The sequence below is a fragment of the Photobacterium sp. genome, assembly GCF_057456235.1.
The window spans coordinates 46,972-71,968 of the sequence record NZ_JBVCPH010000016.1 but is presented as its reverse complement, the minus strand read 5'-3'; the positions used below and the strand labels follow the sequence as shown (position 1 = coordinate 71,968).

22 protein-coding genes are annotated in these 24,997 nt (G+C 48.4%); 8 read left to right on the top strand and 14 right to left on the bottom strand.

Annotated features, from left to right (window positions below):
- Window positions 1-52 precede the first annotated feature (52 nt).
- On the bottom strand, window positions 53-490 hold the full coding sequence (dtd, locus tag AC2204_RS16825; protein ID WP_318926835.1) for a D-aminoacyl-tRNA deacylase: 438 nt from the start codon (window positions 488-490) through the stop codon (window positions 53-55).
- A complete protein-coding gene (locus tag AC2204_RS16820; protein WP_318926834.1) occupies window positions 487-1,452 on the bottom strand; it encodes a virulence factor BrkB family protein in 966 nt (321 codons plus the stop codon). The genes dtd and AC2204_RS16820 overlap by 4 nt, the downstream gene beginning before the upstream one ends.
- 110 nt (window positions 1,453-1,562) lie before the next feature.
- Between AC2204_RS16820 and AC2204_RS16815 the strand changes: the two genes are divergently transcribed.
- Window positions 1,563-2,204, top strand: a complete 642-nt coding sequence (locus tag AC2204_RS16815) for a DUF2959 domain-containing protein (protein WP_318926833.1) — start codon at window positions 1,563-1,565, stop codon at window positions 2,202-2,204.
- 4 nt (window positions 2,205-2,208) lie between these two features.
- Here the strand turns inward: AC2204_RS16815 and AC2204_RS16810 are convergent, their stop codons facing one another.
- Together AC2204_RS16810 and typA are read right to left on the bottom strand one after the other, a co-directional pair.
- A complete protein-coding gene (locus AC2204_RS16810; protein WP_318926832.1) occupies window positions 2,209-2,742 on the bottom strand; it encodes an AAA family ATPase in 534 nt (177 codons plus the stop codon).
- Window positions 2,743-2,863: 121 nt separating this feature from the next.
- Window positions 2,864-4,693 carry a translational GTPase TypA gene (typA, locus tag AC2204_RS16805; protein WP_318926831.1) on the bottom strand — a complete coding sequence of 610 codons (1,830 nt, stop codon included), beginning with the start codon at window positions 4,691-4,693 and terminating at the stop codon, window positions 2,864-2,866.
- Window positions 4,694-5,267: 574 nt separating this feature from the next.
- Between typA and glnA the strand changes: the two genes are divergently transcribed.
- The 5 genes from glnA (at window position 5,268) to add (ending at window position 11,241) form a co-directional block, all read left to right on the top strand.
- Window positions 5,268-6,677, top strand: coding sequence for a glutamate--ammonia ligase (glnA, locus tag AC2204_RS16800; protein WP_318926830.1), 1,410 nt, complete (start codon window positions 5,268-5,270; stop codon window positions 6,675-6,677).
- Window positions 6,678-6,788: 111 nt separating this feature from the next.
- Complete coding sequence (locus tag AC2204_RS16795) at window positions 6,789-7,343, top strand: DUF4124 domain-containing protein (protein WP_318926829.1); 555 nt, start codon at window positions 6,789-6,791, stop codon at window positions 7,341-7,343.
- Window positions 7,344-7,480: 137 nt separating this feature from the next.
- Window positions 7,481-8,539: a nitrogen regulation protein NR(II) gene (glnL, locus tag AC2204_RS16790; protein WP_413466714.1), complete on the top strand. Its 1,059-nt coding sequence runs from the start codon at window positions 7,481-7,483 to the stop codon at window positions 8,537-8,539.
- Between the two features lie 59 nt (window positions 8,540-8,598).
- Window positions 8,599-10,014: a nitrogen regulation protein NR(I) gene (glnG, locus tag AC2204_RS16785; protein WP_318926827.1), complete on the top strand. Its 1,416-nt coding sequence runs from the start codon at window positions 8,599-8,601 to the stop codon at window positions 10,012-10,014.
- Window positions 10,015-10,239: 225 nt separating this feature from the next.
- Complete coding sequence (add, locus tag AC2204_RS16780) at window positions 10,240-11,241, top strand: adenosine deaminase (RefSeq protein ID WP_318926826.1); 1,002 nt, start codon at window positions 10,240-10,242, stop codon at window positions 11,239-11,241.
- Between the two features lie 108 nt (window positions 11,242-11,349).
- Here add and hemN read toward each other — a convergent pair whose 3' ends face one another.
- The 5 genes from hemN to AC2204_RS16755 all read right to left on the bottom strand — a co-directional run bounded on the left by hemN (window position 11,350) and on the right by AC2204_RS16755 (window position 15,916).
- A complete protein-coding gene (hemN, locus tag AC2204_RS16775; RefSeq protein ID WP_318926825.1) occupies window positions 11,350-12,723 on the bottom strand; it encodes an oxygen-independent coproporphyrinogen III oxidase in 1,374 nt (457 codons plus the stop codon).
- Window positions 12,724-12,877: 154 nt separating this feature from the next.
- Window positions 12,878-13,372 (bottom strand): DUF2489 domain-containing protein, encoded by a 495-nt coding sequence (locus tag AC2204_RS16770; RefSeq protein WP_318926824.1) that lies wholly within the window; start codon window positions 13,370-13,372, stop codon window positions 12,878-12,880.
- 3 nt (window positions 13,373-13,375) lie between these two features.
- Entirely contained in the window at window positions 13,376-13,918 is a 543-nt protein-coding gene (gene yihI, locus AC2204_RS16765) for a Der GTPase-activating protein YihI (RefSeq protein WP_318926823.1), read from the bottom strand.
- Entirely contained in the window at window positions 13,918-14,559 is a 642-nt protein-coding gene (locus AC2204_RS16760; protein WP_318926861.1) for a class I SAM-dependent methyltransferase, read from the bottom strand. Before AC2204_RS16760 ends, yihI begins: the two co-directional genes overlap by 1 nt.
- Window positions 14,560-15,298: 739 nt before the next feature.
- Entirely contained in the window at window positions 15,299-15,916 is a 618-nt protein-coding gene (locus AC2204_RS16755) for a c-type cytochrome (protein WP_318926822.1), read from the bottom strand.
- Between the two features lie 157 nt (window positions 15,917-16,073).
- Between AC2204_RS16755 and yihA the strand changes: the two genes are divergently transcribed.
- The gene (gene yihA / locus AC2204_RS16750; RefSeq protein ID WP_318926821.1) at window positions 16,074-16,757 is read left to right on the top strand and encodes a ribosome biogenesis GTP-binding protein YihA/YsxC; all 684 of its coding nucleotides are present in this window, start codon (window positions 16,074-16,076) and stop codon (window positions 16,755-16,757) included.
- A gap of 755 nt (window positions 16,758-17,512) precedes the next feature.
- Here the strand turns inward: yihA and spfP are convergent.
- The gene (gene spfP, locus AC2204_RS16745) at window positions 17,513-17,560 is read right to left on the bottom strand and encodes a small protein SpfP (RefSeq protein ID WP_438616993.1); all 48 of its coding nucleotides are present in this window, start codon (window positions 17,558-17,560) and stop codon (window positions 17,513-17,515) included.
- Between the two features lie 195 nt (window positions 17,561-17,755).
- On the bottom strand, window positions 17,756-20,527 hold the full coding sequence (polA, locus tag AC2204_RS16740) for a DNA polymerase I (RefSeq protein ID WP_318926820.1): 2,772 nt from the start codon (window positions 20,525-20,527) through the stop codon (window positions 17,756-17,758).
- Between the two features lie 389 nt (window positions 20,528-20,916).
- On the opposite strand from polA, the gene elbB reads away from it, so the two are divergent.
- The gene (gene elbB, locus AC2204_RS16735) at window positions 20,917-21,567 is read left to right on the top strand and encodes an isoprenoid biosynthesis glyoxalase ElbB (protein ID WP_318926819.1); all 651 of its coding nucleotides are present in this window, start codon (window positions 20,917-20,919) and stop codon (window positions 21,565-21,567) included.
- A gap of 284 nt (window positions 21,568-21,851) precedes the next feature.
- Here the strand turns inward: elbB and AC2204_RS16730 are convergent, their stop codons facing one another.
- The 3 genes from AC2204_RS16730 to recQ all read right to left on the bottom strand — a co-directional run bounded on the left by AC2204_RS16730 (window position 21,852) and on the right by recQ (window position 24,895).
- On the bottom strand, window positions 21,852-22,547 hold the full coding sequence (locus AC2204_RS16730) for a 7-cyano-7-deazaguanine/7-aminomethyl-7-deazaguanine transporter (RefSeq protein ID WP_318926818.1): 696 nt from the start codon (window positions 22,545-22,547) through the stop codon (window positions 21,852-21,854).
- Between the two features lie 153 nt (window positions 22,548-22,700).
- Complete coding sequence (locus tag AC2204_RS16725) at window positions 22,701-23,012, bottom strand: DUF3630 family protein (RefSeq protein WP_318926817.1); 312 nt, start codon at window positions 23,010-23,012, stop codon at window positions 22,701-22,703.
- A gap of 35 nt (window positions 23,013-23,047) precedes the next feature.
- Complete coding sequence (recQ, locus tag AC2204_RS16720; RefSeq protein ID WP_318926816.1) at window positions 23,048-24,895, bottom strand: ATP-dependent DNA helicase RecQ; 1,848 nt, start codon at window positions 24,893-24,895, stop codon at window positions 23,048-23,050.
- Between the last annotated feature and the right edge of the window lie 102 nt (window positions 24,896-24,997).

The following is a 24,997-nucleotide window of genomic DNA, read 5'->3' as shown; positions in this document are numbered from 1 at the left end:
ATGATAGATTGCGGCTACCATTAAGCGCAAATCTTTATCAAGCCGATTGGTATTAAACCTGAAGCCAAAATGTCACAGGGCCGTCATTCAATAAAGCCACTTTCATATCAGCAGCAAAAATACCGGTTTCAGTCTGAATATCTTTATCCCTACAACGTTCGACAAAATAGTCGTACCAGCGTTCTGCATCCGCGGGGGCGGCACCGGCTGAAAAGCTCGGCCGCATACCGCTATTGGTGTCGGCAGCCAGAGTAAATTGCGACACCACTAAAACGCTGCCACCGGCTTGCTGGACATTCAGATTCATTTTCCCGGCGTCATCTTCAAACACGCGGTAACCCAAAACCTTATCCCGTAAACGCTGCGCTTTGGCTTCATTGTCCCCTTTCTCTACCCCCAGTAACACCAGCAGACCTTTTCCGATGGTGCCGGTAACCTGGCCATCGACGGCCACGCTGGCTTCGCTTACACGTTGAATTAGCGCAATCATTCACTTTGTTCCTTATCGCTTTTTGTTTCAGAATAGCTTGTTACTTCAGAACGTTTTTTATCTTCTGCACCCTCTTTGTCAGAGTCATCAGAATTTGTATCGCCCGCAACCAGCCAGTGTGTCCGCTCACCTAAACTGGCGGTAATTTCCGCCCCCAGCAGCACAATACACCAGCATAAATAGACCCAGACAAACAGGATTGGGATCACGGCCAACGCACCATAGATCACCTGATAAGAGGGAAAGTTGGTGATATAGAGGGCAAAGCCCTTTTTACTCAACTCAAATAGTACACTGGCCGTCAAAGCGCCAATCAGGGCATGGCTCAACTTCACCTTGATATTGGGCACCAGCAAGTACAGCCCCAGAAACGCACAGCTTGACATAATTGCCGGCAGCCCGCGCAGCATCTGTTGGAACAGGCCGTTGACCGCTTCGCTGTCAAGCAATGTAAGCGACCCGAAGTAAGAGCTGACCGCAATACTGGAGCCGACCAGAATGGGGCCTAAGGTTAACACCATCCAATATATTGAGAACGAAATCACCGGACGACGTTTCTCATGAACTCGCCAGATATAATTAAGCGATTGATCAATCGATGACATCAGCATCATGGCGACGACAAACAGGGCCCCCACACCGACCGCCGTCATCTTGCCGGCATTGGCGACAAATTCATTGAGATATGTTTTCACCACCTCACCGGCGGCCGGCACAAAATTTTCAATGACAAAATTTTGCAATAAGTCTCCCAAACCGGCAAAAACCGGAAACGCAGACAGCGCCGCCAGCACGACGGTGATCAGAGGAACCAGTGAAAGCAACGTCACATACGCCATCGAACCCGCAGTGACGGTTAGCCGATCGTGGCCAATACGCCGGTGCAGATAGGTAAAGTAGGCCAAGCCAACCTTGGCCTGCCGGGATAATTGGATCTTGTCAGTTATTTTATTGTCAGCCATATTCATTTAATCTATTGGTATATATTTCAAAGTCTAATACGGATTACTCGGTACGGTGAGGAATCCTATCCCCGTGACAGACTCATTTACCCCCCGACAAGGAACCCGATATGCCTTACCTGCTTGCCATCTTATTAAGTACCACCCTGTTATCAGGCTGCCAGAGTGCCTACTATTCCGCCATGGAACAAGTCGGCGTCCATAAACGTGAAATTATGGTGGATCGGGTTGAAGATGCCACCGAAGCTCAACAAGATGCTCAAGACCAATTTACCAGTGCCCTCGATGCCTTAAAAGCCCTTAACCAGTTTGACGGCGGAGAACTGGAGGCAACCTACGACCGAATAAATGATCAGTATGAAGCCAGCGCTGATGCCGCCGAAAAAGTGAGCGAGCGTATTGCCGCTATCGAAGATGTCGCCGATGCCCTGTTTGATGAGTGGCAAGATGAGCTGTCGCTATACACCAGCGCCAACCTGAAGCGTGACAGTGAAAAGAAACTCAAAGCCACCCAGGCGTCCTACCAGAAAATGTTAACGGCAATGCTCCGGGCCAAGAAAAAAATGACGCCGGTACTCAATACGCTGCGAGATAACACCCTGTATCTGAAACATAACCTCAATGCTGCCGCCATTGGCTCTTTGCAAGGTGAGTTTACCTCACTGCAAAATGATATTCAGCGAGCCATTGTCGATATGCAAGCTGCCATTGATGAATCTGAGCGCTTTATTGCCAAGTTGAAAAACACCTAATACCTTAAGCCTTCAGCGACATGCGAGCCAGCACCCAGCTGGCCCGCACTTCAATACTTCCCCACGGCACCGTCATCAACTCATAGCCCAGGCTTTCATAGGTCCTGATCAGCTGCTCATGGATCGCCTGCGCTTCAGCAAAGCTATGAGGACGCTCTTCATCCTGACAATAAATCGTCTCATGTGGCGCACAAAAGAACACCCGCTTGGCATAACCCGATGAGGCGTCAATATAATGCTGGCTGACAGGCTCTCCGCCAATAGCCAGGTAAGCGCAAATATCCGGGACAGCCCGATCAACAAAGGCCGGCATGGTGCCATTTTCCGCAAACCGACGTTGCTCTGCCATCATCTCCAGACACAGTTCGGCGAAGGCCGGCAGATTGGTCCAGGGTAACACACCATTCGTCAGAGCAGATTGTTGCTGGATTAAGGTGCGAGAGACTTCAGGAAAGACTAAATAACCTTTGCTTCCCAGCGCATTGAGTAAGGTCGTTTTGCCCGCGCCCGGGCCGCCGGTAATAATAATTGGCTGCATACTGCTTCGCTCATCGTGCATTAAGCAACCAGTATATACCAGGATCTAATGGGGCCAGATACAAAAATCCCGCCAGGGCTGAGCCAATGGCGGGATCTTTTAGCTTACGATTCGTGGCCGATTACTTCGGTGAACGGCTCGCACGCTTACGATCGTTTTCAGTAAGAAGCTTCTTACGGATACGAATACTTACCGGTGTGACTTCTACCAGCTCATCGTTATCAATGAACTCCAGCGCTTGCTCAAGTGTGTACTTGATGGCAGGAGATAGCGTCTGCGCTTCATCTGTACCAGATGCACGAACGTTAGTTAGCTGCTTACCTTTAAGACAGTTAACCGTTAGATCGTTAGCACGGTTGTGAATACCGATGATCTGACCTTCATACACTTCGTCAGCGTGTTCAGCAAACAGACGACCGCGCTCCTGAAGGTTGAATAGTGCGTAAGTCAGTGCCTTACCCGTTGCGTTCGAAATCAGAACACCGTTGTTACGCTGACCGATAGTACCGCCCTTGTGAGGACCGTAGTGATCAAATGAGTGGTAAATCAGACCTGAACCAGACGTTAGGGTCATAAATTCAGTCTGGAAACCGATAAGACCACGAGAAGGCATCATGAAGTCCATGCGAACACGGCCTTTACCATCTGGTGCCATATCCGTCAGTTCACCTTTACGCAGACCGATATTTTCCATGATACCGCCCTGATGCTCTTCCATCACGTCGATAGTCACAGTTTCAAACGGTTCCATTAGCTGGCCATTTTCTTCTTTGATGATAACTTCTGGACGAGATACTGCTAGCTCAAAGCCTTCACGACGCATGTTTTCGATCAGGATAGACAGATGAAGTTCACCACGGCCTGAAACACGGAATTTATCTGGATCGTCAGTTTCTTCAACACGTAATGCTACGTTATGAACAAGTTCTTTTTCCAGACGCTCAAGGATGTTACGTGAAGTAACGTACTTGCCTTCTTTACCTGCAAACGGAGATGTGTTGACCTGGAAAGTCATGGTAACTGTTGGTTCATCAACAGAAAGAGCAGGAAGTGCTTCAACGGTATTAACATCACAGATTGTGTCTGAAATCTTCAGCTCACCTAGACCGGTGATAGCAATAATATCGCCGGCTTTAGCTTCTTCCACTTCGTGACGCTCAAGGCCAAGGTAACCAAGAACGGTACCGACTTTACCGTTACGCTTCTTGCCTTCAGCATTGATGATAGTCACTTGCTGGTTTGGCTTAACAGAACCGCGAGCAATACGGGCAACACCGATAACGCCAACATAAGAGCTGTAATCTAGCTGAGAAACCTGCATCTGCAGTGCGCCGTCAACGTCAACACTTGGCGGTGCAACATTGTCAACAACCGCTTGGAACAATGGTTCCATATCGTCGCCAACAACACCTTCTTCCATTGTTGCCCAACCGTTTAATGCTGATGCATAAACAGTTGTAAAATCTAGTTGCTCATCAGTCGCGCCCAGGTTATCAAACAGATCAAAGATTTGATCCATCACCCACTCAGGACGTGCGCCAGGACGGTCAATCTTGTTAATAACAACGATTGGCTTAAGGCCGTATGAGAACGCTTTTTGTGTAACAAAGCGAGTTTGAGGCATTGGGCCATCAACGGCATCAACGATAAGCAATACTGAGTCAACCATTGACATGATACGCTCAACTTCACCACCGAAATCAGCGTGTCCCGGGGTATCTACGATGTTAATGCGGTAGTCATGCCAGTTAATTGCTGTGTTCTTAGCAAGAATGGTGATGCCACGCTCTTTCTCGATATCGTTAGAATCCATAACACGCTCTTCGGCTTCGCCGCGACCCTCTAGCGTGCCAGATTGCTGTAGTAGTTTATCAACCAGGGTAGTTTTACCGTGGTCAACGTGAGCAATAATTGCGATATTTCTTAAGTTATCGATCTGTTGATTAGACATGGATTTCACATTCACTCAGAACATGCAGCGACCAACGGTAGGTGCTACTTGATTAAAAAAACGGCTCATAATCTAACAGATTTTACGCTAAAACCCACGTAATATGTGATTTATATCACCGGTTTTTTTTTAGCCCTTGTATAAGCCCCCCTCTCCCCCGCTGTTTATGCATACTTACAGCCGATAAAAGACAGTGCCTACAGTCGCTCAGCACCCCTCGAAAGCAGTCGTTATCACGCGCCAGCAATATATCATCGCGATCTTTGAGATTTCGGATTAATCCAAAAACGAGCGTGATTATGCAGTGCCAGATTGACAATATAATGACATAAGCGAATAGTAGAGGCGCACCATCATCGTGAATACCAGTACAACCGCACCATAATGGTGCAAAAACTCACCATTATAGTGCAGAAATGGATTCCCTTAGCCCCCGATGCGCCGTAAGTGGGCGATTCTGGGGCTTTAAAAAATTGGCACACTTTTCGCAGTATCTTATTTAGAGTCGCTCTGCACAGAGCAATGAAAATTTTTGCGGCCAGTTGCCCAATCTTAACACCGGAGGTTACTCAAGATGTCAGTAGAAAATGTACTAGCACTGATCCAGGAAAATGAAGTTAAATTTATTGACCTACGCTTTACCGATACCAAAGGTAAAGAACAGCACATTTCTATTCCTTCTCATCAAATCGACGCTGATTTCTTTGAAGAAGGCAAAATGTTCGACGGCTCGTCTGTTGCTGGCTGGAAAGGTATCAATGAATCAGACATGGTAATGATGCCTGATGCTACAAGCGCAGTGCTGGACCCGTTCACAGAAGACGCAACGCTAAACATTCGTTGCGACATTCTTGAGCCTGCCACCATGCAAGGCTACGATCGCGACCCTCGCTCAATCGCCAAGCGTTCTGAGGAGTTCATGCGCTCGACGGGCATCGCAGACACGGTGCTGGTTGGTCCTGAGCCGGAGTTCTTCCTGTTTGATGATGTTAAGTTCAGTACCGACATGTCGGGTTCTTTCTTTAAGATTGATGACGTAGAAGCGGCCTGGAACACGGGTTCTGACTTCGAAGGTGGTAACAAAGGTCACCGTCCTGGCGTGAAAGGCGGTTACTTCCCGGTTGCACCGGTCGATTCCTCACAAGATATCCGTTCTGCCATGTGCCTTATCATGGAAGAAATGGGTCTGGTTGTTGAAGCCCACCACCACGAAGTTGCGACGGCCGGTCAGAACGAAATCGCGACGCGTTTCAACACCCTGACAGCGAAAGCGGATGAAACCCAAATCTATAAGTACGTTGTCCATAACGTTGCTCATGCATTTGGTAAAACAGCCACTTTCATGCCTAAGCCACTTGCCGGTGATAACGGTTCCGGCATGCACGTACACCAGTCACTGGCTAAAGACGGTGTAAACCTGTTTGCCGGCGATAAGTACGGCGGCCTTTCTGATATCGCGATCTACTACATCGGCGGTATCATTAAACACGCTCGTGCAATCAACGCCTTTGCAAACCCGGCAACTAACTCGTACAAGCGTCTGGTTCCTGGTTTCGAAGCACCGGTTATGCTGGCATATTCTGCCCGTAACCGTTCAGCTTCTATCCGTATCCCGGTGGTGTCAAATCCGAAAGCACGCCGTATTGAGATTCGCTTCGGTGATCCGGCCGCGAACCCGTACCTGGCATATTCAGCAATGCTGATGGCTGGTCTTGACGGTATCCTGAACAAGATCCACCCGGGTGAAGCGATGGATAAAGACCTTTACGATCTGCCGGCTGAAGAAGCAGCGGAAATCCCGACGGTTGCAGAATCGCTTCAAGACGCACTCAAGTGCCTGAACGAAGACCGCGAGTTCCTCACTGCAGGCGGTGTCTTCTCTGATGATTTCATTGATTCTTACATCAAACTGAAGTCTGAAGATGTTGAGAAGATCAACATGGCGATACACCCGCTTGAGTTTAATCTTTACTATTCTGTATAAGTAATAAATACATTACTCGACAGCTAAGACTTAGGCCTGCTTCACAAGCAGGCCTTTTTGATCTTGCGGTCTCTTCCCAAGCTGAAAAACTAACAAATTTGGGAGACCGAAATGCATATACCATTTATCTTGATAACGTTATTGAGCCTGCTGATCTCGCCGGCTCTGCACGCCACGACCATCTACACCTGGACTGATAGCGAGGGGATTGTTCACTTCTCTGATCAGCCCACCGAGAAGGCGACACTCTATCAATTCGACTCCCTGCCGAGTACCGTATCCGCAGCGGGCCCCACCACCTCAGAACCCATCCCCCCTGAATCCGGCAATATGCCTGATGCCGCACCTCCGGCCAGCATTCGTCTGCTGTCACCGATGCATGAACAGACCTTGCGCGAGAACGAAGGGATCATCACCGTCTCTGCCATCGCGAACCGAAAAATGGACCAAGGCCACAATGTACAGTTATTGCTCGATGGCAAAGCTTACGGCCGCCCGCAAGCCAGCCTCAGCTGGCGTTTAATCAATATCGATAGAGGCAGCCATCAGCTGCAAGTACAGCTTCTTAAATACGGCAAGGTTATTGCATCATCAAATAATATTACCGTTTACCTACACCGGGCTTCCGTGATCCAGCGTAAATCACCAGCAATAAAAACCAAATAATCACCCAATACTGATTTTTGGTGCACTATCGTAGGCAGACAGGCTACACTTGATTGCACCAACATGGTGCACAATATCAATTCACGTCACGATAACGCTCATTGATCGCAAAGTGATACGCATTGATATCAACAAGGATGATAATCGTGACAGCTAATTTTACCCCTATAATTCTGGATAATTTAGTCACAGCGGTACTGTTGCTCGACGAGAAGTTAACCATTTGTTACGTCAATCCGGCAGCAGAACAGTTGCTGTCTTTCAGTAAACGCCGTTTACTGAACACCTGTTTCCCCGATTTATTACAACACTCATCCCTGGATCTCGGCTTGGTGCAAGCCACGCTGCAGAGCGGCCAGGGACTGGCTGATAGCGATGTCACCTTTGTCATAGATGGTAAACACCATGCCTTAGAGCTCAATGCCAGCCCGATTTCCTGGCAAAAAGAACTGCTGATCCTGCTGGAGCTCAAGCCTATCGACCAGCAGCGTCGTATCAGCCAGGAGCTCAGTCAGCACGCTCAGCAACAGGCCGCCAAAGAACTGGTACGCGGCCTGGCCCATGAAATTAAAAACCCGTTGGGCGGCTTACGTGGCGCGGCACAGTTATTAGAAAAAGCCCTGCCGGACCCGAGTTATACCGAGTACACCCAGATGATCATTAAACAAGCCGATCGACTACGTAATTTAGTCGACCGCCTGCTCGGACCACAACGTCCGGGAGAGCGGCAGGTGGATAATATTCATGTGGTGTTAGAGAAAGTACGCCAGCTTGTTAGCCTAGACGGTGGCGAAAGCATTCAGATCCACCGCGACTATGATCCCAGCCTGCCCGACTTCATCATGGATCCGGAACAGCTGGAGCAGGCTATTCTCAATATTGTCAGTAATGCCGCATTAGCGCTGCAACAGGTCAACGGCGGTAATATCACCCTGAAAACCCGTACCGCACATCAAACCTTGATTCACGGTCAGCGCCATCGAATTGCCGCAAAAATCGACATCATCGATGATGGTCCGGGTATTCCGAGAGAGATCCAGGATACCTTGTTTTATCCCATGGTCACCGGAAGAGACGGCGGAACCGGGCTGGGCTTATCTATCGCCCGCAACCTGATCGATCAGCACCAGGGTAAAATTGAAGTCGTCAGTTGGCCTGGACATACTAAATTTACGATTTACTTACCCATAACCTAACCGGATAGTCACGCATCAGTGTATTCACCCGATTTTTATAACTCAAGGGGACCGACAATATGAGCAAAGGATTGATATGGGTTGTTGACGACGACAGTTCTATTCGCTGGGTATTAGAGCGCACCCTCAATGCCGCCGGATTAAAATGTGAAACCTTTGCCGATGCCGACAGTGTTATTGAAGCACTCGAATGCAGTGTACCCGATGTATTGGTGTCTGATCTTCGCATGCCGGGTACCGATGGGCTGACATTGCTTAAATCACTGCAACAGGATCACCCCTCCTTACCGGTTATCATCATGACGGCACATTCCGACTTAGATGCCGCCGTTAACGCCTATAAGGAAGGAGCCTTTGAATATCTGCCGAAGCCGTTTGATATTGACGAAGCGGTTAGTTTGGTGGAGCGGGCTGTCACCCACAGCCAGGAACAGAAACGTCAGCAGCAGCCAGAACAGACCCTGAAAGCGGTACCTGAGATCATCGGTGAAGCGCCGGCCATGCAGGAAGTCTTTCGCGCCATTGGCCGTTTATCCCGCTCTTCCATCTCGGTATTGATCAACGGTGAATCAGGCACCGGTAAAGAGCTGGTTGCCCATGCCCTGCATCGCCATAGTCCGCGTAGCAAGAAAGCCTTTATTGCCCTGAATATGGCAGCCATTCCGAAAGACTTAATTGAGTCTGAACTGTTTGGCCATGAAAAAGGCGCTTTCACCGGCGCTAACAGCGTGCGTCAGGGGCGCTTTGAACAAGCGAACGGCGGCACTTTGTTTCTTGATGAAATCGGTGACATGCCATTAGATATTCAGACCCGCTTATTACGCGTACTGGCTGATGGCCAGTTTTATCGGGTTGGCGGGCACTCACCCGTTAATGTTGATGTCCGGATCATTGCCGCCACTCACCAGAACCTGGAGCTGCTGGTTACCAACGGTGATTTCCGAGAAGATTTGTTCCACCGTCTGAATGTGATACGCGTCCATATTCCGGCGCTGAAAGATCGCCGTCAGGATATTCCACAGCTGACACGCCACTTTCTTCAGAGGGCCTCCGATGAACTGGGGGTCGAGGTCAAAACCTTGCATCCGAGCACTGTCGAACTCATTACCGGTCTTGACTGGCCGGGCAATGTCAGACAGTTAGAGAACACCTGCCGCTGGTTGACCGTTATGGCCAGCGGTAATGAAGTTTTACCTTCTGATCTGCCGCCGGAACTTCTGACAATCAACGCTCAGCCAGCAGGTGACCCGACTCTCTCACACTGGCATCAGGCTTTACAGAGCTGGGCCCGAAGCGAACTTCAGCAAGGTAACCAGAACCTACTGGGCGAAGCCTTACCGGAGTTTGAGAAAATTTTATTGGAAACCGCCCTGGAGTATACTCGTGGCCACAAACAAGAAGCCGCCAAGCTATTAGGCTGGGGAAGAAACACCCTGACTCGCAAACTCAAAGAGCTGAATATGACACTGGATTAGTCACTATCTGTCATTAAGATCACCCCAAAACCGTTCAATGCATGTTCGGTTTTGCGCAAGGGTCTTTTTATGCCCGCCCAGAACCATTAAGCAAAGGGTCAACAGATCCAGTAAACATCAGCTCAGTTTCTGCCGCCATCGAAGAATATCCACCCGGACTATAATGATTGTAATTTGTTCTTTGCGTATACTGACGCACCAGTTTCTATAGGGGCACCAATAATTATGATCACTAAGCACCTTCCTTTAACCGATCTTCACCGTCATCTTGATGGCAATATCCGCATTCAGACTATTTTAGAACTTGGTCAGAAATTCGGTATGGCACTGCCAGCGACCGATATTGAAGGGCTGCGCCCGCATGTTCAGATCGTCGAAGCTGAGCCGAGCTTAATGGCTTTCCTGTCGAAGCTTGATTGGGGGGTTGCGGTACTGGGTGATCTCGATGCGTGCCGCCGCGTCGCCTATGAAAATGTCGAAGACGCACTGAATGCCCAGATTGACTATGCAGAACTGCGCTTTTCCCCCTACTACATGGCGATGAAGCACAACCTGCCCGTCGCTGGCGTGGTTGAGGCTGTCGTCGACGGGGTGGCTGCCGGCTGTCGTGACTTTGATGTCAAAGCCAACCTGATTGGTATCATGAGCCGCACGTTTGGCCAGCAAGCCTGCCAGCAAGAGCTGGATGCGCTGCTCAGCCAGAAAGATAAACTGGTTGCTATCGATCTTGCCGGTGATGAGCTAGGCCAGCCAGGCGATCGCTTTATCAGCCATTTCAAACAAGTACGAGATGCTGATCTGCGCGTCACCGTTCATGCGGGTGAAGCCGCAGGGCCGGAAAGCATGTGGCAGGCCATCTGGGAACTTGGTGCTGTACGTATCGGCCATGGCGTGAAAGCGGTTCACGATCCTAAACTGATGGACTACCTGGCCGAACATAAAATTGGTATCGAGTCATGCCTGACGTCTAATATCCAGACCAGTACCGTTGAGTCTTTCGAATCTCATCCAATTAAGCAATTCCTCGACCATGGTATTCTGGCATGTCTGAACACCGATGATCCGGCTGTAGAAGGGATTGAATTACCGTATGAATATGAAGTGGCGGCACCGAAAGTGGGCCTGAGCCAGGAGCAGATTCGCCAGGCGCAAATCAATGGCCTTGAGCTGGCGTTCCTGTCTGATGCTGAAAAGCAGGCCCTTAAACTGAAAGCAGCCAATCGCTAGATCAAGGTAATCCAAACCATGTGAGCTGATTTATTCACTATCAGTACCCAATAAAAAGCCGCTGATTGAATCAAGCGGCTTTTTGCGATTTCAGATTGAAGGCGGTACTCAAATCACCCGCGAGAACTGCTGCTGACGGGCACGATCACGGAGGTATTTATCGAAGCACATACAGATATTACGGATCAGCAAACGGCCTTTTAATTCAACCTGAATAACCCGCTCATCGACCGTCACTAACCCATCATTGATGAACGTTTGCAATAATTTCAGATCTTCAGCAAAGTATTGTTTAAAGTTCAGATCAAAATGCTCTTCAATCACGGTCATATCAAGCTGGAAGTTACAAATCAGGGCTTTGATCACTTCCCGGCGTAACAAATCATCCGCATCAAGCGACACCCCTTTCCACAGTGCCTGATGTTTATTGTTCACATCCGCATAGTAAGCCTTCAGCTCTTTCTGGTTCTGCGCGTAGCAATCACCAATCATCGAAATAGCAGAAACACCCATCCCCAGTAAATCACAGTCACCCTGGGTGGTATAGCCCTGGAAATTACGGTGCAAAATACCGTTGCGTTGGGCAACGGCTAATTCATCATCCGGTAAGGCAAAATGGTCCATTCCGATAAACTGGTAACCGGCTTCGGTTAAGGTACTGATGGTGTCTTGCAAGATCCCCAGTTTTTCATTTGCACTCGGCAGCAGCTCATCTTTAAGCTTACGCTGGGCAGAAAAAAGGGCTGGCATATGGGCATAATTAAAGACAGACAAACGGCCCGGCTTCATCGTCAGTACCTGCTCTAAGGTTTTAGCAAACCGCTCACGGTTCTGCGTTGGCAGGCCATAAATCAAATCGAGATTAGTTGAACGGAAACCTAATTCTTTGGCACGCTGTACCATGGCAAAAATGAACTCTTCATCTTGCTCACGGTTCACCAGTTTCTGCACTTCTTTATTAAAGTCCTGCACTCCGATACTGAGGCGGTTAAAGCCTTCAGCGCGAAGAAGATCCAGCACATCCAATTCTATTTCACGCGGATCGACTTCAATGCTAATTTCTGCATCAGGGTCAAAATTGAACTGATCCCGCAGCAACCTCATCAAACGACTGATTTGTGGCTTAGTCAGGAAAGTGGGTGTACCGCCGCCCCAGTGAAGCTGACTGACCTGCCGATTGCCAAGCAGCGTAGCACGCTGACGAATTTCCTGTTCCAGCACATCCAGGTACTGATCCGCTTTATGCTGATGGCGAGTAATAATTTTATTACAGCCGCAGTAATAGCAAAGCTTGTGGCAGAACGGGATATGCACATACAGTGAAAGTTTGCGCTCAGGATACTGCGCACAAGCCATATCAAATTCCGCCGGCGTAAATGCCTCATGAAACTCAAGGGCTGTCGGATATGAGGTATAACGGGGGCCTGAATAGTTATATTTTTCTATCAGTGCCTGATCCCAAATAATCTGCTCATTTGACATGACATACTTCCGCTATTTGTAGTTGTGGTCGGGAGAGATAAAACGATCGTCAAGTGTGCCACAGCTTAATAAAGATGTAGACTACTTACTCATTAATGATGACAAAAATGCCACCTGGATCGGGTCGACCCAGGCAGTCGTTTATAACCTGAGGCTATGCCTCTGGTTGTTCAGCTTTCATTGACAGGATATCTTCCAGCTCAAGCTTAATGGTTTCTTTCAGGCGAGCTTCCGCTTTCATCCGCTGCAGATCGAGCTTCATGCGCTCTTTTTTCTGTATTGTCTGACGCTCATCACCACGCGGCATCTCTCTCACCACCTGATAAAGCTCAAACATCGCAGGATATTTACACGCAAAGTCAATAGGTTGGTCAGCCTGCAAGACTTCCATCAGCTTATATAGCCGAATGGTGATTTCTGACATATCACACTGCTCTTGCTTACCCGCGTTGGCAATAATAAACACGCTGTCCATAATACGGGCATTGCGTTGTTGTATTTTCTCCGCCTGTTGAAGCTTCGCTCGCGCCAGAAATGCGCTCTGCCGTTGATGTTGCTGATACAGCTTAAACAACAAAGATCCCGCATAAAAGGCTAGCCCGGCAATAACAGTACCGGCCAAACCTAACCAAAGCGTCATATCCTGCAACGGTTACTCCTTATCGAATGAGTCTAAATCCATATTTTCAAACTGATCAAGTAAGTCTTCATCAGTTTTTGCACCCTTGCGTACCGGTGCTTCTTCGGTAGCGTCTGGCGTATCTTCTTCAAGCAGGCCTAAGCGTCCCATCAGGTGTTCGATACGGTCTAACTTCTGATCAACTTGCTTCTGCAAGCCTGAGCCAAGTTTTTCACCGGCATCGATACGGTCAAGCAGCACCATCAATTGTGCATCATTTTCCAACATCGCCAGTTCTTGCTCGGCGCTCAGGCGTCGCTCTTTCTTGGTTGTTGGTTTCGCATCAACGACTAGTGGTACCGGCTTTTTACTGCCTAGGCGCGGATCTTTCTTCTGACCATTTGCGCGATTCGCTGAATCCAGGCCAGCCGAATGGCGGCTTCCTGATTTCAAGCCTTTACGCTTCTTCTCTTTCTGGCTTTTACGCGCTTCAATATCAATTTGTGAGGTCGATTTTTCGCGGTATACAGCAGGACCTTCAGATCCTACGGTGCGACTTCTTTTCTTACGGGTCATTACTGGGGTTTCCTCAGCAAAATTACATCTGTTCCAACAAACTCGACTTCCAGACCGTCACGTTCCGCTAGATAACGGAACGTTTCCTGGCTGAAGAAGCTCACATGGGTTGGGTCGTTTTTGTAATACCATTGCGCAAAGGCATCGGTATTAATCACTAACTTCGTCATGATCCCCAGCCATCCGCCAGGTTTTACCATGCTAAGTAGTCGCCCCCATTCCTTCGCAGGCGTGTAAAAATGTTCAATAGCCTCGGTACAAGTCACAAAATCATACTGTTTTTCTAATACCGAAGGAGTATGAGCAAAATATGGGTCGTATATCGCCATATTATACCCCATCTCTGTCAACATTAGGGATAATGTCGGGCCGGGGCCACTCCCGAAATCCAGTCCCTCACCCGGTTTATTACCGACCCGCAGGGCTAACGGCGCGGCAAGACGATTGAGGAAACGGCGGTAACCCTCATCTTTCGGATTATTTTCATGTTGATCATAAACGGTTTTTTCTTCTTCAGGTGGCAGTCGAGATGCGGGATCTGCAAAGATAAATGCGCAATCGCCACAGCGAAAATATGCACGACGTTTATCTTGAGAAAAATCACTGGCCGAATGGCCATTGCATAGCGGGCATGTCTGCATCGTACTGCCTCCGGAAAATGAAGCCGAAACATAACAGAAAGCCAATAAAGAAAAAAGCGACAGGTAGCCACCTGTCGCTCTATGGGTAGCCATCGATTGGCTTGAAATTCTGCCTGGTCAGTCCCTGACCAGTGAATAAACATCCCGGTTTGACAACAATCCCTTTGTTATTCGTGCTTTCCTTGCAAGACTTCGCGTTCTTCATCTCCCTGATGAATTTTAGTCTTCCGTGCCACACTCCATGTTAATGCGGTTTATCCTTACCGGCTTATCCATTAAGCACGCTATCATCCTGATAACTGAAATCACCATCCGTGCGCTATTTCAGGCGTCATGCCCATGCCATCCTGGCGCTTTCCTATCCCCTGCCGCTCTCCCTGTCGACAAGGTATACTCTATCTTGATTCAGCTGGCATACAAGGTAGCTGAGATACGCCGTTTTCCTGAAATATTATTTCAATATGGCTAAGCCGCTGATCCATCGAACATTGATAACCAAATCCTGATGATCTTTCATCAACATCCGACATCACCAGTGGCAGATCTCTTATATACGGCTGAGCATTTGTCGATTTCGCACTCTTTGTTCAGGCCTTTTTTATGACTCACTTGCATTTAGCTCTATCTACCACTGCGCCTAATCATAAAACAGATCCTTTCGCCTCGCTTTGCCGCGGGACAAGCAGCAAAAAGGCAGCAAAAAGCTGCCTTTTAAATGCCAACACTCCAATCTAAGCGCTTAGTGTAGACCACCAACATATTGGGATAGAGCGGTGATTTCATCATCTGACAGTTTTGCCGCGACCGATCGCATCATCTGGTTCATATCATTATTACGCTGAGCGGAACGGAACTTCTCGAGTTGAATTTTCACGTATTCAGCGTGCTGACCCGATATTTTCGGGAAGCCCGACAGGCTGGTGCCATTACCGCGAGGGCCATGGCAGGCTGTACAGGCTGCGATGCCACGCTCCGGATCACCAAACCGATAAAGCTGCTGGCCAACGGCTACTGATGATTCAGGTGTGGTGTTATCCGAGATGGGTAATGTTGAAAAATAAGCGGCTAAATCCGCCATGTCCTGCTCAGACAATGGCATTGCCATCCCCCCCATCACCGGATCGTTACGACCTTCCTTGCCACCTGTAGTCATCGCTAGCTTGAATTCCTTGAGCTGCTTTTCAAGGTAACCTGAGTGCTGACCAGCAATTTTAGGATATTGCGCAATCATGCTATTACCATCGGCGCCGTGACAAGCGGCACATACCACAGCTTTCGCTTTTCCAGCTTCTGCATCTCCCTGGGCCCAGGCTGAGCAACTGGCAAGAAGGGTCAATATCAGTACTAATTTCTTCATGACATTCCGTATATAATTATAGAGCTTCCAGTACCACAAGTAATGCTCAGTAACATGGTATACAATGCGACCACAAACCGAGCACGGTTTGCTACATTTTACACAATTTCACATAAAAGTAATCAGTCGACTACATGAAGACTTGACGGAGTTAACAGTGAATCAACCTCTCAACTACAGAAATACCGGCTTCATCACAAGTGCACCCGACATTCGCCACTTGCCCCAAGACACAGGCGTTGAGATCGCATTTGCTGGCCGCTCCAACGCAGGAAAGTCAAGCGCACTGAACCGCATTACCGATCAGAAAGGCTTAGCGCGCACCTCAAAAACCCCAGGACGGACACAATTGATTAACATGTTTGAGGTAACTCAAGGGTGTAATCTAATCGATTTACCGGGCTACGGGTTTGCTCAAGTGCCATTAGAAATGAAGATTAAATGGCAAAAAGCGCTGGGTGAATATCTGCAGAAACGTGAATGCCTGCAAGGCCTGGTGGTACTAATGGATATCCGCCATCCCATGAAGGACCTCGACCAGCAAATGATTTTCTGGGCGATCGAAAGCCGCCTTCCCGTTTTAGTGCTGTTAACTAAAGCGGACAAAATGAAAAGTGGTGCACGTAAATCACAATTACTAAAAGTACGCGAATCCGCAAAGTCTTTTGGTGGTGATGTGCAAATCGAGTTGTTCTCTTCACTCAAGGGAATTGGACTTGATCAGGTACGCCGCAAGCTGGATTCATGGTTTGCACCTGAACTTGAACGACAGCAAATGCTCGCAGCAGCAGAGCACGGTAATACCGAAACAGATACGGCGGTAAGTGATAATAATGAATAATCATTAACGCTGTTCAGTTGATTATGGCACTAAGGACAGGGCCATAAAAATTCCCCACCTTCCAGGTGGGGCAACGGGAGAGAAATAGGAGATTTTTTTATTTTTGTCCAGAAAGCATCAATGATTTTCCCACCCAACGCAAGTGCTTTATACCGTTTTTGTTGGTTATTTCACCGCTAATAATCGCGCTTTCTCCGCAATATCCCTACTTAAATCCACCTTTTAATGGTTTACCCACTAATTTTCAGTTGATTATTTTGCGATGGAAAATAAGCGTCTTTTCCACCGTCAACCACCGACACTTATGGAATTTAATTACATCACTATCTCGCAGACAAAAAAAAGCCACCCTCAACAAAATGGATGGCTATTTCAATTATTTGCAGGCTAGCCGCTCTATGAATCCGCGGCCAATAACAAATATGAACAAGAAGCCAATACAGTATAACCCCTCCAGCTTAAATTTAAAGTAATTACTCTAAATTCAAAGAAATAAAAAAGCAGATACTCAATAGGCTAGCTCTCGCACTCCCTTCATCGGTTGGAAACCCAGCATCAATCAGGCTGAAAAGCAGCATTAAGGTCGTAAAACAACCAATCCGATGGCAGAAATGAAAACAATGGTCAAGATTGGGGTGTCGATGATCCGCCACATCAGCAGCCAAATTGATTGAAAAAGAAGAAATAAAACAGACAGGGGATTTTTGGGGCGCTGAAATAAAAAACGCCCTGGTCAAACGACCAGGGCGGCTGAATCAGCCAAATCCAATAACGTGAAACAAAAGGTCTGAAAGATAGAACATCTTACCTCTGTACCCTACGCAGATAACTGTATATCAATTGAGCAGATAATAAAAGCAAAAATTGTAGTTTTTTTTCACTCACTCGTAACTAAGTTTTACAGAAGGTAATTTAGTGAGCGTTTATTTAATGCAAAAAAAAAGCCGACTCAATGTCGGCTTTCACTTTTTCAGTGCGAGAGAGAAGACTTGAAACCCTTAATGGGCCTCATCCCAGTTGTCACCGAACCCCGCATCTGCAATCAGCGGCACCGCCAGTTCAGCGGCAGATTCCATCAGGCGGCGCACCTCCAGCGAGACAGCTTCCAGTTCAGACTCCTGTACTTCAAAGACAAGTTCGTCATGTACTTGCATTAACATCCGCACACGACCCGTATTCTGTTGCAAAATCCACTGATCCACCAATATCATCGCGCGTTTAATAATATCGGCAGCCGTGCCCTGCATTGGCGCATTGATGGCTGCACGCTCTGCGGCTTTGCGGCGCAGGCCATTGCGTGACTTAATGTCTGGCAGATATAAGCGACGACCGAATAAGGTTTCAACAAAACCTTGCTCACTTGCTGTCGTGCGGGTGCTTTCCATATATTCCAGTACCCCCGGGTAACGCTCGAAATACACATTCATGTAGTCCTGCGCTTCGTTGCGCCCCATCCCCAGCTGCTTCGCCAGGCCAAACGCACTCATACCATAGATCAGACCGAAGTTGATCGCTTTGGCACGACGACGCTGTTCAGTGCTCACTGATTCGATTGGCAGGTTCAATATTTCAGCCGCGGTGGCCGCGTGAATGTCTTTACCCTGGTTAAAGGCGTCCAGCAGGGCTTTATCACCTGATAGGTGCGCCATGATCCGCAGTTCAATTTGAGAGTAATCGACGGCCAGAATTTTATACCCTGTCGGTGCAATGAAGGCCTGGCGAATACGCCGTCCTTCTTCGTTACGTACCGGAATGTTCTGCAGGTTTGGATCGCTCGATGACAAGCGGCCCGTTGCCGTGACCGCCTGATGGTAAGATGTATGCACCCGCCCTGTTGCTGGGTTTTCCATCTTCGGCAGTTTATCGGTGTAGGTCGACTTCAGTTTTGCTAACCCACGATATTCCAAAAGCAATTTCGGTAACGGGTAGTCCAAGGCTAATTCTTGCAACACCTCTTCATTGGTTGAAGCGGCGCCTGACGGGGTTTTCTTCAAAACAGGCAGGCCCATTTTTTCAAACAGTATCGCTTGTAGCTGTTTGGGGGAGCCCAGATTAAATTCTTGTCCGGCAATCTCATACGCTTGCTTTTCCAGCTCATCCAGACGCACCGCAATTTCGGACGATTGCGCGCTCAACAGCATACTGTCAATCAAGACCCCTGTACGTTCAATACGTGACAATACAGGCACCAGCGGCATTTCGATGTCTTCGAAGACCGACTTCAGTTTTGGGTCAGCTTCGACTTTGGCAATCAGATAGTTGTGCAGACGCAGGGTAATATCGGCATCTTCCGCCGCGTACGGACCCGCTTCTTCCAAATCGATTTGGTTAAACGTCAGCTGCTTTTTACCTTTGCCGGCAATATCTTCAAAGCTGATATTTTTGTGCTCTAGATAGCGCAGGGCCAGGCTGTCCATATCATGGCGCCCGACCACGCTGTTGAACACGTATGACTCCAGCATGGTGTCATATTTAATCCCCTGCATCTCAATGTCGTAACGCGCGAGAATACTGGCATCAAATTTCAGGTTCTGGCCGACTTTCGCCTGCTCAGGATCTTCTAGCAATGGCTTAAGCTGAGCCAAAACCCAGTCGCGATCCAGCTGCTCGGGGGCATCTAAATAGTCATGAGCGACCGGTACATATGCCGCCTTGCCTTCTTCAACAGCAAACGACACACCCACCAGATTCGCGGTCATGTAATCCAGGCCATCGGTTTCGGTATCAAAAGCAACGATCTCTGCTGCTTGGAGTTTTTCAAGCCAAGCGTTGAAACCGGCTTCATCTAATACGGTTTCATAGCCACTGCGATCAATCGTTGGGGCCACGACTTTTTTCTCTGCCGCCGACTTTGCTGATTTTTCGTTGGCAACAATTTTGCCATCACCGCCATCCAGCATTTCTTCTAACCAACGGCGAAACTGTAACTTACCGAATAAACTTGTTAGCGCATCGGTATCAGGCTCGCCTTTGCGCAGATCTTGCGGCGCTGTATCTAGCTCAACATCCAGTTTTATCGTTGCCAGCTGATAAGACATGTAAGCGGCTTCTTTATTGTCTTCCAACTTCTTTGCCATGGTTTTCGACCCACGGAAGCCTAACGCCGAAATCGCATCTAAGTTGGCGTAAAGATCCTCAATACTCCCAATACCGGTTAATAGGGCCTTCGCGGTTTTCTCTCCGACTCCCGGTACGCCCGGAATGTTATCGACCTTATCCCCCACCAGCGCGAGATAATCGATGATCAGCTCCGGACCGATCCCGAATTTTTCCACAACCCCGGCAGGATCCATCACAACATCAGTCATGGTATTGATCAATGTGACATGCTCGTCAACCAACTGCGCCATATCTTTATCGCCGGTACTGATCAGTACTGGCATGCCGGCCTTTGATGCCTGGCCTGCTAACGTTCCAATCACATCATCGGCTTCTACCCCGGATACCGAGATCAGTGGCAACCCCATAGCCTTGATCACAGCATGCAGAGGTTCTATCTGACTTCTGAGATCATCCGGCATTGGTGGGCGATGCGCCTTATATTCCGGGTACATATCGTCACGAAAAGTCTTGCCTTTGGCGTCAAAGATCACCGCCACATGCTCGGTGGAAAACTGGCGTAACATACTACGCAGCATATTAACAACACCATAGACCGCACCTGTTGGCTCTCCGTCAGAATTAGTAAAGTTGGGAGCAGCATGATAAGCACGATAAAGATAAGACGATCCATCAATCAGGATCAGTGGATTTTCTGGGATAGTTGCCATAAAGGTATTCTTATATCCGGGGGATGAAAGAGTTAAGTAGAAATAATTCATCACACAGATTTTGCTTCATTCAACGCTGAAAATAGCAAAATTTGTCAATGAGCTACTAGAATGCCATGAGAGCCTGCAAGTGTTAACTGATGTTTTCCACCCACCTCAGACCATCTGTGGATAACTTTGTTAGTATTTAATTTTACTGAATTGATCAACAATAAACAAAAATGAAAAATGAAAAATAAAGCAATAAATATCATACACTTATATTTACAAGCAAAAAATGATCCTCGATCCTAAAATGATCATTAATTGTGGAAAAAGTTAACAGACCGATCTGAAATAAGAATATCTGAGAGCAATACACGACAAAAATGACTAGGAAGGAGGCCAAAATGAAGAAAATTGCGGTAATTTTAAGCGGTTCTGGCGTTTTTGACGGAACTGAAATCCATGAAGCCGTATTGTCTCTACTGGCGATTGAACAAGAAGGAGCCAGTTGGCACTGCTTCGCGCCCAACATTGATCAATACCATGTCATCAACCATTTAACGGGAGAGCCGACCAAAGAAACCCGTAATGTGCTTGTCGAAGCCGCACGGATCGCCCGTGGCAACATTGAAGATGTCGCCAATTTAAATCCACGTGATTTTGACGCATTACTGATTCCCGGAGGCTTTGGTGCGGCAAAAAACCTGTCTGACTTTGCCTTCAAGGGGGCAGATTGTGAGATCAATCCTGATGTCAAAAAGGCCTGTCAGGCTTTTGCGCTGGAAGAAAAACCGGCGGGTTACTTGTGTATATCCCCAGCCTTAATTCCAGCCATTTACGGTTCGGGGGCAAAAGGGACCATCGGCAATGATGCTGAGATAGCCAAGACATTTAATGAAATGGGGGGACAGCATATCAACTGTCCGGTTAATGACTTTGTCCTTGATCAGAAACGTCGGTTACTGACAACCCCGGCCTATATGCTCGCAAACAATCTTTCTGAAGCGGCAAGCGGGATCAATAAACTGGTAAAAGAACTGATACGGTTAGCATAAGAAAAGGCGGCGCTGCTTACGTTCTGAGGAATCATTAAGCAAGCGCCGCTCAGCAGAAGTGGTGTTTTTGTTTTCAGCCCTACACTAAAAACAATCAACCGTTGCTGAAGTACACTGGAAGCAATGTGAGCAATGTCGTGCCTTCAAAACAAGCGGGATTGTCTTTCCCCTCTTGCCCGAAAGCAAGTTAATAATAACCATTCTCATTTAAGTTGCAAGCACTTTTTGATAATGACTCTCATTTCCATCTTTAATTACAGACGACGCGCCTTAACACTATCTTGTCAGAGCACCTCTTGACGGATCTCAGGCTTCGGTTTGATCGTTGTTAAGCGTTTTATTAAGTAGTTCAGCAACACACCATAGACAGGTACGAACAAGCCGAGACTAATGATCAGCTTAAAGGTGTAGTCCACCAGCGCGATTTCGGTCCAGTTTGCCGCCATGAACGGATCAGGGCTGTTATAGAACGCAATCGCAAAGAACGCGATCGTATCAAGTGCATTACCGAACATTGTCGAGCAGGTTGGGGCTATCCACCACTGCTTCATCTGGCGCAAGCGGTTAAAGACCGAGACATCAAGGATCTGACCCAGCAAGTAAGCCATGAAACTGGCTATCGCAATGCGCGCCACAAACAGATTGAACTCGCCAAGGTGGGCGAGTCCCTGGTACTCCCCCTGATAGAACAGCACAGATAAACCGTATGAGATCGCCAGTGATGGTGCCATCACCCGGAAGATGATCTTACGCGCCATAACAGCACCAAAAATACGTACGGTTAAGTCTGTTGCCAGGAAAATAAACGGGAAGGTAAACGCCCCCCAGGTGGTATGAAAGCCAAAAATCGTAAACGGCAGCTGCACCAGATAATTACTGGAGGCAATGATCAGCAGGTGAAACAGAACCAGAAAAAAAAGGGCTTTACGCTGTTGTACTGAAGTAAATTGTTGTACCGGAGAAAATTGAGATCGAGTCATAATCAGACCTTTTTGTCATTGGGGGAGAGGGAACCCAAAATACCACCACTGTCTGGCTCTCATACCATACCGCAGTGACCGAAGGCGGCGATTATATACCCTCTTTTTGACGACGACCAGTAGCTAAACATCTGCCGCAACTTTCAACCCATCTTACGGCAGCAGGCTGGCAATAAAAGAGAGGATATCGTTATCGGCCGGTGACAAGGCTTCTAGCCATAATCCGCCAGAGTAGTGTTCCCCTTTCAGCATCAGTCGGCTCCCTTCAAAATCGATCAGCCACAGATGCAAGTCCGCATTCAGCTCCCGCTCAATCAGACCGGCATCAATACGTGTTAACAACAGCGCGGCCATCTCAGGAAAGCTATCAAAATCAAATTCAGGGCCCGCTAACAGCAGGCGGCTATGAACCAAATCTAATTCGCGAGTAAAGAAAAGTTCGCCGGAGGCAGATTGTGACGCCATTATTATCATTCCTTCTGCAACGCATTATTCATAGGTTATCGGTCGTTGAGTGCTGCCATCAGGTGCGCTTCGATCACGTTGAGGAAGGCGCTACCGTATTTTTCCAGCTTGCGATGGCCGACACCATTAACTGCCAGCATCTCTCCCTGAGATGTCGGCAGCATTTCCGCCATCTCCATCAGGCTGGCATCATTGAACACCACATACGGTGGCAGATCATCTTCATCGGCGATAGCTTTTCGTAATTTTCGCAACTTGGCAAACAACGCCTTATCATAGTGACGATTTGCCATCTTATCGCTTTTGGCACTGCGCGCGGCGACATCCAGACGCGGAACCGCCAATTCAAGTTCAATTTCTGCTCTCAACACTGAACGGGCTTTTTCGGTCAGTTGCAGCGTCGAACTGCGCAACATATTCTGGTTGAGGAAACCGCGGTGGATCAGCTGCCGTAAAATACTGACCCAGTACTCGTGGCTGTGCTCGCGGCCGATACCATAAGTGGTCAGTTTGTCATGGCCATGTTCGCGAATACGCTGGTTTTGCATTCCGCGCAGGACTTCCACCACATAACCAATACCAAAGCTCTGATTGACGCGATAAACACACGACAGCGCTTTTTGCGCCACTTCAACGGCATCAAACCGCTTTGGCGGATCAAGACAAATATCGCAGTTACCGCAAGGCTCTTCGCGATATTCGCCAAAATAGTTCAGCAACACCTGACGACGACAGGTCTGCGCTTCGGCAAATGCGCCCATAGCGTTAAGCTTATGACTTTCGACCTGCTTTTGCGGCCCTTCTTCTTTTTCATCCAGACAACGGCGCAACCAGGCCAGATCCGACGGGTTGTAGAACATGACCGCTTCAGCTGGCAGCCCATCCCGTCCGGCCCGGCCTGTTTCCTGATAGTAGGATTCAATATTGCGCGGGATATCGTAATGCACGACAAAGCGGACATTGGGTTTATTAATACCCATCCCGAAAGCGACCGTCGCAACGACGATATGAATATCATCCCGCTGAAAACTTTCCTGCACCCGGCCCCGCTCTTCATGATCCAGACCGGCATGATACGCCGCCGCACGAATACCGTTGTCACATAACTTTTCAGTAATTTGCTCGACCCGTTTCCGGCTATTGCAGTAGACGATGCCACACTGACCGCGTACCCCACCCAGATAACGAGTAAGCTGGGTCAGTGGCTTGTGTTTTTCCAACAAGGTATAGCGGATATTCGGACGGTCAAAGCTGCCAAGGTAAGCATGGGGATGAGCTAAACCAAGGCGGCTGATAATATCGCTGCGGGTCGTGTCGTCAGCGGTAGCGGTCAGCGCCATGATCGGCAAGTTGGCAAAATGCTGCTTCAGCGTACCCAATGCCGCATACTCTGGGCGGAAATCATGCCCCCACTGGGAAATACAATGCGCCTCGTCCACCGCGACCATGCTCAATGGCATCTCATACAGACGGTCGATAAAATCCCGCATTAACACCCGTTCCGGCGAGACATAAACCAGCTTCAGTTCCCCTTCACGCATGGCGAGGAAGGTCTCCATCATCGCCTCTCGCGACATCGTAGAGTTCAGATATGCTGCTGCCACCCCGTTGGCATTGAGCTGATCGACCTGGTCTTTCATCAGCGAAATCAACGGCGAGATCACCAGGGTGATGCCTGGCAGCATCAGTGCAGGGATCTGATAGCACAGTGACTTGCCTCCGCCGGTTGGCATGATCACCAAACAATCCTGACCATCAACAACCGCCTCTATGACTTCCTGCTGGCCAACCCGGAATGACTGATAGCCAAAGACATCCTGCAAGATCTGCTCACTGGATAATAACGGTGCTGACTGACAAACCGCGGTGCTGCTAGATGACATAGAACGACTCTTTTGATATCGGGGCGAGCTATTCTATACCCAAACCACCCCAAGATGCGATCTTCAGTGAGCGACTCAACATACTGTCAGCCCCATAAGCGC

Coding starts and splice junctions, on each gene's coding strand:
- AC2204_RS16760 (WP_318926861.1), bottom strand. CDS start 14,559: ATGCAGACATGCCCGCTATGCAATGGCCATTCGGCCAGTGATTTTTCT.
- recQ (WP_318926816.1), bottom strand. CDS start 24,895: ATGTCATCTAGCAGCACCGCGGTTTGTCAGTCAGCACCGTTATTATCC.
- AC2204_RS16820 (WP_318926834.1), bottom strand. CDS start 1,452: ATGGCTGACAATAAAATAACTGACAAGATCCAATTATCCCGGCAGGCC.
- add (WP_318926826.1), top strand. CDS start 10,240: ATGATCACTAAGCACCTTCCTTTAACCGATCTTCACCGTCATCTTGAT.
- AC2204_RS16725 (WP_318926817.1), bottom strand. CDS start 23,012: ATGGCGTCACAATCTGCCTCCGGCGAACTTTTCTTTACTCGCGAATTA.
- glnA (WP_318926830.1), top strand. CDS start 5,268: ATGTCAGTAGAAAATGTACTAGCACTGATCCAGGAAAATGAAGTTAAA.
- glnL (WP_413466714.1), top strand. CDS start 7,481: ATGATAATCGTGACAGCTAATTTTACCCCTATAATTCTGGATAATTTA.
- elbB (WP_318926819.1), top strand. CDS start 20,917: ATGAAGAAAATTGCGGTAATTTTAAGCGGTTCTGGCGTTTTTGACGGA.
- yihI (WP_318926823.1), bottom strand. CDS start 13,918: ATGACCCGTAAGAAAAGAAGTCGCACCGTAGGATCTGAAGGTCCTGCT.
- typA (WP_318926831.1), bottom strand. CDS start 4,693: ATGTCTAATCAACAGATCGATAACTTAAGAAATATCGCAATTATTGCT.
- dtd (WP_318926835.1), bottom strand. CDS start 490: ATGATTGCGCTAATTCAACGTGTAAGCGAAGCCAGCGTGGCCGTCGAT.
- AC2204_RS16730 (WP_318926818.1), bottom strand. CDS start 22,547: ATGACTCGATCTCAATTTTCTCCGGTACAACAATTTACTTCAGTACAA.
- AC2204_RS16815 (WP_318926833.1), top strand. CDS start 1,563: ATGCCTTACCTGCTTGCCATCTTATTAAGTACCACCCTGTTATCAGGC.
- AC2204_RS16795 (WP_318926829.1), top strand. CDS start 6,789: ATGCATATACCATTTATCTTGATAACGTTATTGAGCCTGCTGATCTCG.
- hemN (WP_318926825.1), bottom strand. CDS start 12,723: ATGTCAAATGAGCAGATTATTTGGGATCAGGCACTGATAGAAAAATAT.
- AC2204_RS16810 (WP_318926832.1), bottom strand. CDS start 2,742: ATGCAGCCAATTATTATTACCGGCGGCCCGGGCGCGGGCAAAACGACC.
- AC2204_RS16755 (WP_318926822.1), bottom strand. CDS start 15,916: ATGAAGAAATTAGTACTGATATTGACCCTTCTTGCCAGTTGCTCAGCC.
- glnG (WP_318926827.1), top strand. CDS start 8,599: ATGAGCAAAGGATTGATATGGGTTGTTGACGACGACAGTTCTATTCGC.
- polA (WP_318926820.1), bottom strand. CDS start 20,527: ATGGCAACTATCCCAGAAAATCCACTGATCCTGATTGATGGATCGTCT.